Origin of the sequence: Pseudoflavonifractor capillosus (assembly GCF_016899775.1) — a bacterium.
Lineage (GTDB): Bacteria > Bacillota > Clostridia > Oscillospirales > Oscillospiraceae > Lawsonibacter.
In genome coordinates, this window is sequence record NZ_JACJJE010000005.1 from 98,133 (window position 1) to 112,140 (window position 14,008).

At 63.5% G+C, this 14,008-nt stretch carries 11 protein-coding genes; 10 read left to right on the forward strand and 1 reads right to left on the reverse strand.

Annotation, left to right across the window (positions count from 1 at the left end; genetic code table 11):
• Window positions 1–124: 124 nt before the first annotated feature.
• The 9 genes from H6B31_RS02985 to H6B31_RS03025 all read left to right on the forward strand — a co-directional run bounded on the left by H6B31_RS02985 (window position 125) and on the right by H6B31_RS03025 (window position 11,701).
• Window positions 125–3,487 (forward strand): PD-(D/E)XK nuclease family protein, encoded by a 3,363-nt coding sequence (locus tag H6B31_RS02985; protein ID WP_204897139.1) that lies wholly within the window; start codon window positions 125–127, stop codon window positions 3,485–3,487.
• Window positions 3,484–3,819: a YqfO family protein gene (locus H6B31_RS02990; protein ID WP_204897140.1), complete on the forward strand. Its 336-nt coding sequence runs from the start codon at window positions 3,484–3,486 to the stop codon at window positions 3,817–3,819. Before H6B31_RS02985 ends, H6B31_RS02990 begins: the two co-directional genes overlap by 4 nt.
• Window position 3,820: 1 nt before the next feature.
• Entirely contained in the window at window positions 3,821–4,498 is a 678-nt protein-coding gene (locus tag H6B31_RS02995; protein WP_204897141.1) for an alpha/beta fold hydrolase, read from the forward strand.
• Window positions 4,499–5,583: 1,085 nt separating this feature from the next.
• Window positions 5,584–6,426 carry a pyridoxamine kinase gene (locus H6B31_RS03000; protein WP_204897142.1) on the forward strand — a complete coding sequence of 281 codons (843 nt, stop codon included), beginning with the start codon at window positions 5,584–5,586 and terminating at the stop codon, window positions 6,424–6,426.
• 24 nt (window positions 6,427–6,450) lie between these two features.
• On the forward strand, window positions 6,451–7,512 hold the full coding sequence (gene holA, locus H6B31_RS03005; protein WP_204897143.1) for a DNA polymerase III subunit delta: 1,062 nt from the start codon (window positions 6,451–6,453) through the stop codon (window positions 7,510–7,512).
• Between the two features lie 12 nt (window positions 7,513–7,524).
• A complete protein-coding gene (locus H6B31_RS03010; RefSeq protein WP_204897144.1) occupies window positions 7,525–8,115 on the forward strand; it encodes a ribonuclease M5 in 591 nt (196 codons plus the stop codon).
• Between the two features lie 734 nt (window positions 8,116–8,849).
• Window positions 8,850–10,145, forward strand: coding sequence for a helix-turn-helix domain-containing protein (locus tag H6B31_RS03015; protein WP_204897145.1), 1,296 nt, complete (start codon window positions 8,850–8,852; stop codon window positions 10,143–10,145).
• Between the two features lie 128 nt (window positions 10,146–10,273).
• Window positions 10,274–10,786 (forward strand): amidase domain-containing protein, encoded by a 513-nt coding sequence (locus H6B31_RS03020; protein WP_204897146.1) that lies wholly within the window; start codon window positions 10,274–10,276, stop codon window positions 10,784–10,786.
• A 150-nt stretch (window positions 10,787–10,936) separates the two neighbouring features.
• On the forward strand, window positions 10,937–11,701 hold the full coding sequence (locus tag H6B31_RS03025) for an alpha/beta fold hydrolase (RefSeq protein ID WP_204897147.1): 765 nt from the start codon (window positions 10,937–10,939) through the stop codon (window positions 11,699–11,701).
• Window positions 11,702–11,799: 98 nt separating this feature from the next.
• Here the strand turns inward: H6B31_RS03025 and H6B31_RS03030 are convergent, their stop codons facing one another.
• Window positions 11,800–12,312 carry a DUF4352 domain-containing protein gene (locus H6B31_RS03030; RefSeq protein WP_204897148.1) on the reverse strand — a complete coding sequence of 171 codons (513 nt, stop codon included), beginning with the start codon at window positions 12,310–12,312 and terminating at the stop codon, window positions 11,800–11,802.
• A gap of 407 nt (window positions 12,313–12,719) precedes the next feature.
• Here H6B31_RS03030 and H6B31_RS03035 point away from each other — a divergent pair, with 407 nt between their 5' ends.
• Window positions 12,720–13,610 (forward strand): 3-hydroxyacyl-CoA dehydrogenase family protein, encoded by an 891-nt coding sequence (locus H6B31_RS03035; protein WP_204897149.1) that lies wholly within the window; start codon window positions 12,720–12,722, stop codon window positions 13,608–13,610.
• The last annotated feature ends 398 nt before the right edge of the window (window positions 13,611–14,008 follow it).

Consider the following 14,008-nt stretch of genomic DNA (forward strand, 5'->3'; position numbering starts at 1 on the left):
CTTATAGTGCTTTGTGTGGAATGGACAGAGAAACCTTCTTCTGGGAAGAAGGTCTTTTTTTGCACTTCCAAGTGTGGTATGATGAGAGCACTGACCAAACAAAACATGAAAGGGGGAGTGCTGTATGCTGCGACTGATTCTGGGCCGGGCCGGGAGCGGAAAGACCACCCAGGTGCTCCAGCGGCTGTGCCGGGGAGGGCCGGACAAGCGCCAAATCCTGATGGTGCCCGAGCAGCAGTCCCACGAGGCGGAGCGGGCCCTGTGCCGCTTCGGCGGGGACCGTGTCTCCCTCTACGCCGAGGTGCTCTCCTTCAGCCGCCTCAGCAACCGGGTATTCCTGGCGGCGGGGGGCATGGGGGAGCCGGAGCTGGACGTGGGGGGGCGCATTTTGATGATGCACCGGGCGGTGCGGTCCGTGGCCAGCCAGCTCACCGTGTACGCCCGCCCCTCCCGACGCCCCGCCTTTCTGGAGGAGCTGCTGTCCACGGTGGACGAGCTGAAAAGCTGCTGCGTCCGGCCGGAGCTCCTGCTCCAGGCGGGGGAGGAGGCCGGAGCAGGGGAGGGGGACAAGCTGTATGACCTGGGGCTTATCTGTACCGCCTATGAGGCCCTGTCCGCCCGCACCGCCCTGGACCCCAGGGACCGTCTCACCCGGACGGCGGAGAAGCTGAGGGACTGCCCCTGGGCCCAGGGAGCCGACCTGTGGCTGGACGGCTTTACCGACTTCACCCCCCAGCAGCAGGAGGTGCTGCGGGAGCTGCTGAAACAGGCGGACACTGTTACCGTCACCCTCACCTGCGACCACCTGGAGGAGGACGAAGGGGGGGTGGGGATCTTCTCACCCGCCCGGCGCACCGCCGCCCAACTGCTCCGCCTGGCCAAACAGGAGCGGATTTCCTGTGAAGTGGAGACCCTTGACGGACAGGACCCGGCAAAGGCCCCCGAACTCCAGACAGTGGAGCGGCAGCTCTTTGCCCAGGAGCGGCCGGAGCCGGTTCCCTGCGGCGGTACGGTGGAGCTGTTCCAGGCCTCCACTCCCCGCTCCGAGGTGGAGTGGACCGCCGCCCGCATTCGGGAACTGGTGCGGAAGGAGGGGTACCGCTACCGGGATATCGGAGTGGTGGCCCGGGATTTTGCCGCCTATCAGCCCCTCATCGAGTCGGTGTTTCCCCGGTATGAGATCCCGGTGTTCTCCTCCGCCATGACGGATATTCTGGAAAAGCCCATCCTCACCCTGGTGACGGCGGCCCTGGACACAGTAGCCAACGGCTACCGGTACGACGACGTGTTCCGGTATTTAAAGACCGGCCTCACCGACCTGAGCCAGGAGGACCAGGACCTGCTGGAGAACTACGTGATCAAGTGGAACCTGCGGGGGAGCCGCTGGACCCAGAAGAAGGACTGGGCCATGCACCCCGCGGGCTACGGGGCGGACTGGACGAAGGAGGACCAGGCCCTGGTGAAGCGGCTGGACCGGGCCCGCCGCCAGGTGGCCGAGCCCCTGGAACTGCTGCGTAAAAACACCAACCACACCGGGCGGGGACAGGCCATTGCCCTTTACAGCTTCTTGGAGAAGATCGGCCTGCCCGAGCGCCTGGAGGAGCGGGTGGAGGAGCTGCGCCGCCGGGACCAGCCCGCCCTGGCGGAGGAGTACCGGCAACTGTGGTCCATTCTGTGCGGCGGCCTGGAGCAGTGCGCCGCTCAGCTGGAGGATACCCCCATGGAGCTGGACGAGTTCGCCGCCCTGTTCCGGCTGGTCCTCTCTCAGTACGACGTGGGGACCATCCCCGTCTCCCTGGACCGGGTGACGGCGGGGGAGACCACCCGCCAGACGGGTCACCCGGTGCAGGTGCTCTTTCTCCTGGGGGCGGACGACCAGTCCATTCCCATGGTGACTCAGGTCCCGGGCCTGCTGTCCGACGACGACCGCTCCCTGCTGGCCTCCTACGGCCTGGAGCTGAACCAGAGCGGGGAGGAGCTGCTGTACCGGGAGATGACCACCGTCTACCTCACCTGCGCCCGGCCCACAAAGCGGCTCATCGTCAGCTGGTCCGGCCAGAGCCCCTCGGGGGAGGAGCGCCGCCCCAGCTTTCTGGCGGAGCGGCTCAAGCTGCTGTTCTCCGATTTGAAGGTCCAGAGGGAGGAGGATTTACAGGGGGCCTTCCGCCTGGCGGCCCCGCTGCCCGCCCTGGAGCAGGCGGGGCGGAGCCGGGCGGCCCACGACGCCCTGGCCAAGCTGCCAAAGTACGCCCCGGCGGTGGAGCGGCTGGACCGGGCGGGCCGCTGGGAGCGGGGACACCTGTCCCCCACGGCGGTGGACCGCCTCTATGGCCAGCGGGTGCCCATGTCCGCTTCCCGGATGGATAAGTATAAATCCTGCCACTTCTCCTACTTCATGCGCTATGGCCTGGAGGCGGAGCCCCGCAAGCCAGCCGGCTTTACAGCACCGGAGTACGGAACCTTCGTCCACGATGTGCTGGAGCATGTGCTCCAGGACGAGATGTTTCAGCAGACTGTTCTCCCCGGCTGGGACGACCCCATCGGCGGAGCGGAGAACCGCCGGCGGCTGCGGGAGCTGACGAAAGCCGCGGTGGAGCGGTATGTCCAGGAGGAGCTGGGGGGGTTGGAGAACCAGACTGAGCGGTTCCGGTATCTGTTCCGCCGCCTGCTCCGGTCGGTCCAGGCGGTGGTGGACAACGTGGCCGAGGAGTTGGCCGCCTCCAAATTCCGTCCCATCTCCTTCGAGCTGGGCTTCGGCAAGCGGGGGGAGCTGCCCCCGGTGGAGTTCACCGTGGACGGGGTGACCCTGAGCGTCACCGGCTTTGTGGACCGGGTAGATGGCTGGGTTCACGACGGCAAGCTGTACCTGCGGGTGGTGGACTATAAGACGGGCAAGAAGTCTTTCGACCTCACCGAGGTGTGGAACGGCCTGGGGCTGCAAATGCTCCTGTACCTGTTCACCCTGGAGGACCGGGGAGCGCAGTACTACGGCCAGCCGGTGGAGGGGGCCGGGGTGCTCTACCTCCCCGCCCGGGACGCGGTGATCCGGGGGAGCCGCACCATGAGCGACGAGGCCTGGCGCAAGCAGCTGGACAAGGAGCTCACCCGCAGCGGCCTGGTGCTGGACGACCCGGAGGTGCTCTCCGCCATGGAGACGCCGGGGGAGAAAGGCTACCGCTTCCTGCCCCTGAAGGTGTCCAAGACCACCGGGGCCATCTCGGGAGAGGCCTTGGCCTCTGCGGAGCGGCTGGGCAAGCTGGGGGGCCACATCCAGGCCACCCTGCGGGACATCTGCCGGGAGATCGCGGAGGGGAATATCTCCGCCGACCCCTTCTGGCGGGGCCCGGAGAAGAACGCCTGCCGGTACTGCGACTACGCCGCCGCCTGCCACTTTGAGGAGGGGCGAGGGGGCGACTGCCGCCGCTGGCTGCCCCAGGTGAAGAGCGAGGAATTTTGGGAGAACGTGGAGCGGGAGGAGCGCAAGTGAAGCAAGAGGTCTATAAGCTGGAGATTTTCCTCCCGGAGAGCCACTTTGACGCGGTGCGGGAGGCTCTGTGGTCGGTGGACGCCGGGCACATCGGGGCCTACGACCGCTGTATGTCCTGGAGCCGGGTGCACAGCTGCTGGCGGCCTCTGGAGGGGACGGACCCCTTCCTGGGCACGCCGGGGGAGGTGTGCCAGGCGGAGGAGCTGAAAATCGAGGTCTGCTGCCGGGGGGAGCGGCTTTGTGAGACCTTGGCCGCTATCCGGGCGGCCCACCCCTATGAGGAGCCGGTGATCAATGTGATCCCCCTGGCGGCCACCGGTCTGGAGGAGTAGCATGGACATTACCTTAAACTATGTGGAGACGGGAGAGGGGTTCCCCCTGGTGCTTCTCCACGGCAACGGGGAGGACCACACCTACTTCAAGCGGCAGATGGAGCCCTTTTCCCCAAAATACCGGGTGATCGCCCTGGACACCCGGGGCCACGGGAAAAGCCCCCGGGGGAGCGCGCCCTTTACCCTGGACCAGTTTGCCGAGGATTTGAAGGAGTTTCTGGACCAGCGGGGGATCGCCAAATGCCACCTGCTGGGGTTCTCCGACGGGGGGAACATTGCCCTGCTGTTTGCCCTGAAGTACCCCCAGTACGTGGAGAAGCTGGTGCTGAACGGAGCCAATCTGCGCCCCTCGGGGGTGAAACTGTCCACCCAGATTCCCATTGTGGCGGGGTGGTGTGCCTGTGGGGTGTGCGGCCTGTTCAGCAGGCAGGCGAAGAGCAATTGGGAGATGCTCAATCTCATGGTGACCCAGCCCCATATCAAACCCCAGGATCTGGAGAGGCTGACCATACCCACTCTGGTTGTCGCCGGGGAGAGAGACATGATCCGGGAGAAGCATACCCGCCTCATCGCCGCCGCCCTTCCCAACAGTAAGCTGGTCATCCTGCCGGGGGACCACTTTGTGGCCCGGCGGAATTGGGAGCAGTTCAATCCGGTGGTGCTGGAGTTTTTGGAATAATTTTACGGGGGAGTTCCGCCGCCCCGGCGGCGGGTTCCTTTTCCGCGTGGAAAAGGAACCAAAAGACGCCAGGGGGAGCCACAAATCGAATGTGGCTTCGCCCCATCCGATACGCTGGCTCCCCCCGGACCCCCATTTTACGAGAGCGACAATTAAGGAGATATTCCGTTATCGCAAAGGCGCGGGTGGCTCAGCTGAATGGTTTCCGTACTATTACCGCTGCCGCTAAGGTTCCGGTAACCTTTGGGAAGTACTCCTACTGGTTGGAAGCGCGCCTTTTGAGCCGGTGGGGCTCAAGTGCGGATTAGGGGGACGGCGGGAGCGGAGACGTTTCCGGATTCCCGTAGGGGCGGCACACCGGGCCGCCCGCGGTATCCAGGTTTCACACACATTCTTGCAGCCACGTAGGGGCGACCCTCGCGGTCGCCTGTCCATGGGTGGGGGCGGCGCGTCCGGGAGGCCGCGCCCTACAGGCATCCGAATTCTAGGGAAACGGGCGGCCACATGGGGCCGCCCCTACGATGTATATAGAAACGGTTTCGTTTTTTCCGTAGGGGCCGGTCCCAGACCGGCCCGCCAGGATATGCACCGAGAGCGTTGGCTGAGTAAAGCCAGGCGCGGTTCTTGAACCGCAACGGTTACAATTTTTGCACACCCAGGGCCCAGTGGCCCGGCAGGAATTTAGACCGCCACTCAGATTTTGCGCGCCGGAAGCGCTGGAAAATCCAGCAAGTATGCGTCCCCCGTGATGGGGTCCGGGGAAAGCGGTCCTATGGACCTAGGCGGAGCGAAGCGGAGCCGTAGTCCATCGGCCGCGTCCCCGGCGGCGTTTTGGGTAATCTCTCTCGTACCTCCCGGCGAAGCCCAACGAAGTGGGTTCGCCGGGAAGAGGAGGAGCAAGGGAACGAGCGCAGTTTTCGCCACCAGGCGGAAACGGAGTCGAGTGGACTCAAGGTGAATTGGACCGAAGGGCCAAGAGAAGGTGGCCTGGGCCATTGCGACGACGAGCCGCCGCGGGCAAAGTCACTCGCTGCCCGCAGGCAGCGAAATCTCCACGTGAAAAAACAGAAAAGAAGGGTAACCCAATGGAAAAGAGCAAAAACAGCAAAAACATTTTAATCATCAACGACATGCCCGGCTACGGCAAGGTAGCCCTGGCCGCCATGCTGCCCATTTTGTCCAACTTCGGCCACAGCGTCTACAACCTGCCCACCGCCCTGGTGTCCAACACCCTGGACTACGGGAAGTTCACGATTTTGGACACCACCGAATACATGAAGAAATCCATTTCCGTTTGGAAGGACCTGGGTTTCTCCTTCGACTGCATCACCACCGGATTTCTGGCCTCGGCGGAGCAGGTGGACATCATCCGGGAGTTCATCGACAGCCAGCGGAAGGAGGACCTGCTGGTGATGACCGACCCCATCATGGCCGACGACGGCAAGCTCTACAACGGGGTGACGGAGGAGACGGTAGCCAACATGCGCCGCCTCATCGGGGTGGCCGACGTGATCGTCCCCAACCTCACGGAGGCCACCTTCCTCACCGGCCGGTATGTGGGGCAGGAGAGCCTGACCCAGGCGGAGGCCAAGGCCGTGGTGGACGGCCTGCTGTCCTTCGGTCCCCGGTCTGTGGTGGTGACCAGCGGCGTGGAGTCGGAGACGGGCAGCCACGTGGTGTGGGGCTACAACCACAAAAACGGCTCCTACTTCACCATCCCCTATGAGTTCATCAAGGTCCACTTCCCGGGCACCGGGGACATGTTCTCCGCCGTGCTGGTGGGGGAGCTTCTGAATGGAAAGCCCCTGGAGTCGGCGGTGCGCCGGGCCATGGACGTGCTGGAGACCCTGATCCTGCTGGAGCGGGATGAGAGCGAGAAGAACAAGGGCATCCGCATCGAGAAGTATTTGAGCGTATTGAACCGGTAAGCCAAGAGAGCAGGAGGAGACGACATGCCGCCCAAAGGAAAAGCCGATACCGCCGGCTATCAGCAGCTGAAAAAGGACCTGTCTGCACAGGCTCCGGGAAAACTCTATATCCTCCATGGGGAGGAGACCTATCTGCGGGACTACTGCTTGAACCAGCTCAAGGAGCTGATTTTGTCCGGGGGAATGGGGACCTTCAATTTCCATGAGATCCCCGCCAAGGAGATGTCCCCCCGCCGCCTGGAGGAGGCCCTGGACTGTCTGCCCATGATGGCCCAGCGCACCCTGGTCCAGGTGACCGACTTTGACCTGTTCAAGGCGGGGGAGAAGGACCGGGAGGCCTACGCCAAACTTTTTGCCGAGCTGCCCGACTACGTGTGCCTGGTGTTTCTCTACGATTTGATCCCCTACAAGGGGGATGCCCGCACCAAGCTGGCGGGGGCCATCAAGCAGAATGGAGTGGTGGTGAACTTTGCCCGTCAAGAGACCGGAGAGCTGGTGAAGTGGGTGCGCCGCCGGTTCCGGGCCCTGGGCAAGGACATCGACGGCAATCTGGCCTCGGAGCTCATATTCCTGTGCGGGGACCTGATGACTAACCTGATCGGGGAGATTGAGAAGATCGGGGCCTACGCCAAGGGCGCGCAGATCACCCGGGCGGACATCGACGCGGTGGCCACCCCCCAGCTGGACACGGTGGTGTTCCGTATGACCGACGCCATCGGAGCGGGAAAATTCGACCAGGCGGCCCAGGTGCTGGGGGAGCTCTTCCAGATGCAGGAGCCCCCCATCAAGATCCTGTGGTCCCTGGGGCGGAACATGCGGCAGCTGTACTCCGCCCGCCTGGCCTTGGAGAAGGGGAGGGGGGCCTCCTATGTGGCCGACCTGTGGGGCCTGCGGTCCTTCCAGGCGGAGAAGATCTTCACCGCGGCCCGGCGGTTCTCCCTGCCTTGGTGCCGCCGGGCGGTGGTCCGATGCGGCGAGGCGGACCTGGCCATGAAGTCCACCGGCCAGGACGGGCAGCAGCTGCTCACCAGCCTGCTGCTGGAGCTGTCCGCCCCCGCCCGGAAGCCCGCCCTGCCTAGGCGGTGAGGGGGAGCGGACATGCTGAAAATACGAGAGGCCATCGCCGTGGAGGGGCGGTACGACAAAAACACCCTCTCCCAGGTGGTGGACACCCTGATTTTAGAGACCCACGGCTTTGGCATTTTTAAGGACCCGGAGCGGATGGCCCTTCTCCGCCGGGCGGCGGAGAAGCGGGGGCTCATTGTCCTCACCGACTCGGACGGGGCGGGCTTCGTCATCCGGAACCGCATCAAGAGCGCCATTCCGGGACAGTACCTGAAACACGCCTACATCCCCGACGTGTACGGCAAGGAGAAGCGCAAGCGCCAGCGGGGGAAAGAGGGCAAGCTGGGGGTGGAGGGCATGCCCCCCGCCGTGCTGGAGCAGGTGCTCCGCCGGGCGGGGGCCACCTTCCTGGACCAGGGGGAGGCGCGGGAGCAGGAGCCCCCCCTCACCAAGGCGGACCTGTTCGCCGCCGGCCTCACCGGCCGCCCGGACAGCGCCCAGCGGCGGCTGGCCCTCTTGAAGCGTCTGGAACTGCCCGAGCACATGACTGCCAACGCCCTGCTGGAGGTGCTCAACACCTGCTACACCCGGGAGGAGGCGTTACTTTTCTTGGAAGAAAAGTAACCAAAAGAACTTTGTGCGAAACTGCGTTTCGCTGCCTGATTTTTCCAGCCGCCCCCTTCAAAGAAATGATGATTCTCACCATCAAGGGAGTTGGCTCCCAAGGGGAAGGAACGGGCGGGTGAGGACACCCGCCCCTACGGCGGATCCGGAAGCTGTCCCTTCTTTCGTAGGGGCCGGTCCCAGACCGGCCCGCCGATGACGGACCAGCTATCACCTGCTCGGCCAGGCTAGGCGCAGCCGTGGAATTGCAGCCGCCGCAATTTTCCATCCGGCCAGGGCCCAGTGGCCCGGCGGGAATTGAGACCAACCACTCAGATTTTGCGCGCCGGAAATGCTGCAAAATCCAGCAGGTACGCGTCCCCCGTAATGGGGGACCGGGGGGTAAGGCGAATATGGACACGAAGTGTCCATCCTGAGCCGTCCCCCGGCGATCCTTTGGGTACTTTCCCATCGCTGGGAAAGTACCTCGCCCCGCAGGGCGAAACCCTCCTGCAACAGACGAAAGGGCTCTATCACTGCCCCCTCATCCGCCCCCTTCGGGGGCACCTTCCCCCCAGGGGGAAGGCTTAAAAAGAGCAGGCGGCGAAATCCCCCTCACAGATCCAAACCAACCTCAACCCCTTGTCCCCCAACGCTTTCACCCCCATGTAAACCCACGGTTAGCAAAACCAAAACCGCCGGATGGTGGCGGGCGGACCGCCCGTCTGCTAGGCTGACAGGGAGGAGATGATACCATGACCACCGGACAAAAGATCGCCGCCAGGCGGAAAGAGCTGGAGCTCTCCCAGGAGGCCCTGGGGGACAAGCTGGGAGTGTCCCGGCAGACGGTTTACAAGTGGGAAAATGATATATCCCTGCCCGACATCGACAAGCTGGTGGCTCTGAGCCGCCTCTTTCAGGTGCCCGTGGGCTGGCTGCTGGGGGTGGAGGAGGAGCCGGAGCCCCAGAGCGTGGACTTCTCCCCGGAGCAGCTGAGGCTGCTGGAGGAGATTTTGGGCCGCTATCAGCGCGCCGAGCCGGAGGAGCTCACCGAGGGCCAGCGGAAGCAGGTGGAGGAGCTGGTGGGGCGGCCCCCCAAGAAGCGCCGCTGGTGGCCCTGGGCTGCGGCGGGTCTGGCGGCTCTGGTGATTGCCGTGGGCGGTGTGACGCTCTTTCAGCGCCTGGATCAGATGGACCGGCGATATTACGAGCTGGCCAATTCGGTGGGGAATGTCACATCCTCGGTGAACCGCCAGATCGGCTCCATCACCGACCGGGTGGAAGATGTGCTGAAGGCCCAGAACAGCCTCGCCGCCGACTACGGCACCCAGCTGCGCTCCGCCGACCTTGCCTCCAACACAGTCACCTTCTCCCTGCGGGCGGTGCCCAAGACCTATACCCCCGGAATGTCGGTGATTTTCCTGGCGGACAACGGGGAGGAGACCCTGGAGTTTCCCGCCCAGGAGGAGGAGAGCGGTGCGTTTACCGGGGAGGCCACCTGTCCTCTCACGGATGTGATTGCCCTCTCCGCTGTCTTTATCGCCGGGGATACCCGGCAGACCCAGCTGCTGGATCAGTACGAAAATCTATACCAGAACAGCTTCCCCTCGGTGGGCATCCGCTACCTGGAGTTCGCGCTGATGACCCTTCCCCAGTCCCTGGAGGGGACGGTGGAGATACCAGAGAGCTTTGGACTGGTGGTGGAGGAAAACAGTTCGGAGGCTTCCAAAGTCAACAATACGGTGGGACGGAGCTGGGTCAAGACAGTACGTATGGGGCTGTTCCAAAACCAAAAACTGGTGGCGTGGATGGAGCGCTGCGAGAAGCCGGAGAGCTGGGACGCTGAGGAGGGAGGCCGGTGTTTCCGTCTGGACCCTCAGGAGGTGGAACTGGAGGAGGGGGATACCCTGTGCTTTGCCGCTCAGGTCACCGACCAGTACGGTCGGAGCTTTATGGTGGTGTCCTACCCGGATCTGCATGTGGTGGATGGGGAGTGGAGCACAGGCGGTTCCTACTCCTCCGACCCGGCGCACTGGGACTTTACCACCTAAACCAGATAGAGTTGGACGGGGCCGGCCGCGGCAGAAATGAAGTGCCGCCGCCGGCCCCCTCTGTCTGCCGGGATGGTCACCGGCCGCCGCCGCGGGCATAGCATGGAGGGAGGAGAGGGGGAGATACCTTGCCCGAGTTGATTCCATACGACCGCCAGGCGGCGGTGCGCTACGCCCACCAGTGGGCTTTCAGCCGCAATCCCAGGTATTTTGACTTTGAGACCATCGGGGGCGACTGTACCAACTTCGCCTCCCAGTGCCTGTACCAGGGCAGCGGGGTGATGAATTTCACCCCGGATTTCGGCTGGTACTACATTGACGCGGGGCATAAAGCCCCCGCCTGGACGGGAGTGCCCTACTTTTATAACTTTATGACCCGGCAGGAGGCGTCCCAGGGGCCGGTGGGGGTGGCGGCCTCCCCGGATATGCTGCTGCCCGGGGATTTTGTGCAGCTCCGGTTTGCTTACGACACGTTCGGCCACACCCCCATCATTGTGGAGGTGGGGGATCCGCCCACTCTGGATAACATCCTGGTGGCCGCCCACAGCCAGGACGCGGACTTCCGCCCCCTGAGCACTTACTACTTTCAGGAGATCCGGTTTCTCCACATCCTGGGCGCCCGGCCCCCGGCGGCGGGATAGCCCGCTGTGTCCGCCGCCCGGCTTCCATTTGAGCCGGGCGGCCTTTCTCGCGGCCCATCCTTGCATCCGAAGGAAAAATCAGGTATAGTGGGACCAGAGACAAGCCGGGTCCGGGCTGATGCCGGCAAATGACAAGGGGAGGCGGCGCGGATGTCATATTTCACCTATCAGGGGAAAGAGCTCTTCTACCAGGAGGCGGGCCAAGGGGAGCCCTGCCTGTTCCTCCACGGAAACACCGCCTCCTCCCGGATGTTTACCTTTCTTCTGCCCCTGTATACCCAGCACTTCCGGGTAATTTTGCTGGACTTTCTAGGGAATGGAAAGTCCCAGCGGGTGGACGCCTTCCCGGAGGAGCTGTGGATCGACCAGGGCCGTCAGGCGGCGGCGCTGTGCCGGCACCTGACCTGTGGAAAGGTAAATCTGGTGGGGACCAGCGGGGGCGCGTACGCCGCCATCAACGCCGCGCTGGAGGCCCCGGAGCTGTTTGGCCGGGTGGTGGCGGACAGCTTTGACGGGAGCACTCTGCCCCAGGGCTTCGGGGACGGAATCCTCCGGGAGCGGCAGGCCGCCAAGGGGGACGAGCAGGCCCGGGGGTTTTATGAGTGGTGCCAGGGGGAGGACTGGGAGACGGTGGTGGACCTGGACACCCAGGCCCTGGTGAACTATGAGCGAAAGGGCGTCCGCCTGTTCCACCGCCCCATTGAGGCCATCCAGGTCCCTCTGCTCATCACGGTCAGCCGGGCGGACCAGATGCTGTCCAACGATATGGAGGGGGAGTGCAGGCGGCTGTGCGGCTTAAACCCAAACATCCGCTATAAACTGTACGAGACCGGCGAGCATCCGCTCATCCTGTCCCGGGCGGAGGAACTGGCCCGGGATGTCCGGGCGTTTCTGGTTCCGGACGGGGTAACATAGATCGCCCCAGGAGCCTTGGAGTGTTTCCTAAAAGCTGAGGGCCGCCGGCTTTGCCGGCGGCCCCGTTCATGCGCGTCAAAACGGTGGATCTGGCGGACTCAGGAGGTGGTAAAGTAGGCCAGGTAGACGTCCCCCTCCTCCCCCTCAGGGGTACCGTTGTCAAAGACCTCCAGAAAGGCCAGGGTGAAGTCACAGGCGCTGTCGGGGACCTGGTACACCAGGGCGCCCTCCCGGGTCTCACCCACGGCCAGGCTGTACTCCTGGGGCAGCTGCTCAGAGCAGTAGGGCTCCAGTGGGAGGGCCCACTGGTCCTGGGCGTATTCACCCCAGTACAGCTGGAAATCGGAGTCATACATGGGGACCGGCTCGTCGAAGCGGTTTTGGATGGTGAGCTCCACCACGATCAGCTTGCAGCCCTCGTCGGCGGTGCGGTCCTGATAAGAGTCCGCAGACTGCGCGCTGGTGATGGTATAGTCGAACCAGGAGGTGGAGACGGTATCCCCCACATGGACCTCCTCCGTCTCGGTGCGTTCCGTTCCGGGGAGGAGGCCGCAGCCGGACAGGACCAGGGCCGTCAGCCCCCCCAGAAGCCAGATTTTTGTCCCTCGCATGGCAGGTGCTCCTTCCAGATTAAAATGGCGGGTTCACCGGTATAGGGAGCCCGCGGTCGTGTCCCTATTATAATGCAGGGAGGGCAAAGCCGCAAGCCTGGAGGTGCAGGGGGCGGTGCTGAGCGTGTAAGGCCGCCCCGGTGCGGCCGCCCGGCAGATGTTATGATAGGCGGTTCAAGGAGAAAAAGCAAGGGATTTCCGGCGGCCGCGGAACGCTGCCCGCTCCGGCAGACCGGCTTCTTACAGCCCCGGGAGGCGGGCGGGCGACAAAATCCGGTGGAATCCGGATTTCCGCTGGACAAATACAAGGCGGTGTGTTAAGATGATTGTGACCGATTTCCGCCGAAGCCGGTCTCCTGGAGAAAGTTCCAGGGCGTACAATTTCATAGTAAAAGAAGGAGATCAAAATGGAAATCCGTAAAATCTTTGTTGTCGGTTCCGGTCTGATGGGCAGCGGCATTGCCCAGACCGCCCTCCAGTACGGCTATGAGGTCATCCTGAACGATCAGAGCAAGGCCGCCCTTGAGCGGGGGCAGGCCGGCATCAGCGCCCGTCTGGACCGTCTGGTGGAGAAGGGCAAGATGACCGCCGAGGAGAAGGAAGACTGCATGAGCCGTCTGACCATCACCCCCAGCGTACATACCGCTTCCAACGTGGATCTGGTCATCGAGGCCATCTATGAGAATCTGGACGCCAAGCGCGCCATTTTCCAGCAGCTGGACAAGATCTGCGACGACCGCACCATTTTTGCCTCCAACACCTCCTCTATCTCCATGACCAGCCTGGCCGCCGCCACCGCTCGTCCGGAGAAGGTTGTGGGCCTGCACTTCTTCTCCCCCGTGCCGGTGATGGGCCTGGTGGAGATCGTCTACGGCCTGCGCACCTCTCAGGAGACCATTGACATCGTGACCGCTGTTGGCCAGCACATGGGCAAGCGCACCATCCTGGCCAAGGACAAGCCCGGCTTCATCGTCAACCGTATGCTCCTGCCCATGCTCAACGAGGCCGTGCAGGTCCTGGACGAGGACATCGGCAGCGTGGAGGACGTGGATGAGGGCATGATGCGCGGCTGTAACCACCCCATGGGCCCCCTGGCTCTGGCGGACATGATCGGCCTGGACATCCTGCTGGAGGTTATGGAGACCTTCTACATCGACCTGGGCGACACCAAGTACCGTCCCGCCCACCTGCTGCGGAAGATGGTGGCCGCCGGCTACCTGGGCCGCAAGACCGGCGCCGGCTTCTATGTCTATGAGAAGGGCAAGAAGGTGGGCGTGAACCCGGTTCTGGTCAAGTAAGAATCAGAACAAACCAGCATCTGAATTGATTTGATACGCAAGGCGGGCACTCCCTACCGGAGTGCCCGCCTTAGCTTGTCAAAAAAACACTGTAGAGAAGAATCCGCTCAAGTTGGGGCGGGGGAGCTCGAGGGGGCGGCAGCCCGCCTCGAGTGGGATCGAATGCCCTGAATGCCTTGCTTGACAAGGCGTTCAGCGAGCGCAGCGAGGACTTTTCCACCGCACAGCGGTGGGAAAGTATTGGCATTTTTGCAGGCTGTCGGAAAAGTCTTAGGACTTTTTCGACAGCCTGAGGCGGGCACTCCCTACCGGAGTGCCCGCCTCAGTCTGTCAAAAAACAAGCACAAAGCCCCCATATCTGGTAAAATAGAAACAGATATGGGGGCGAAAAAATGGAA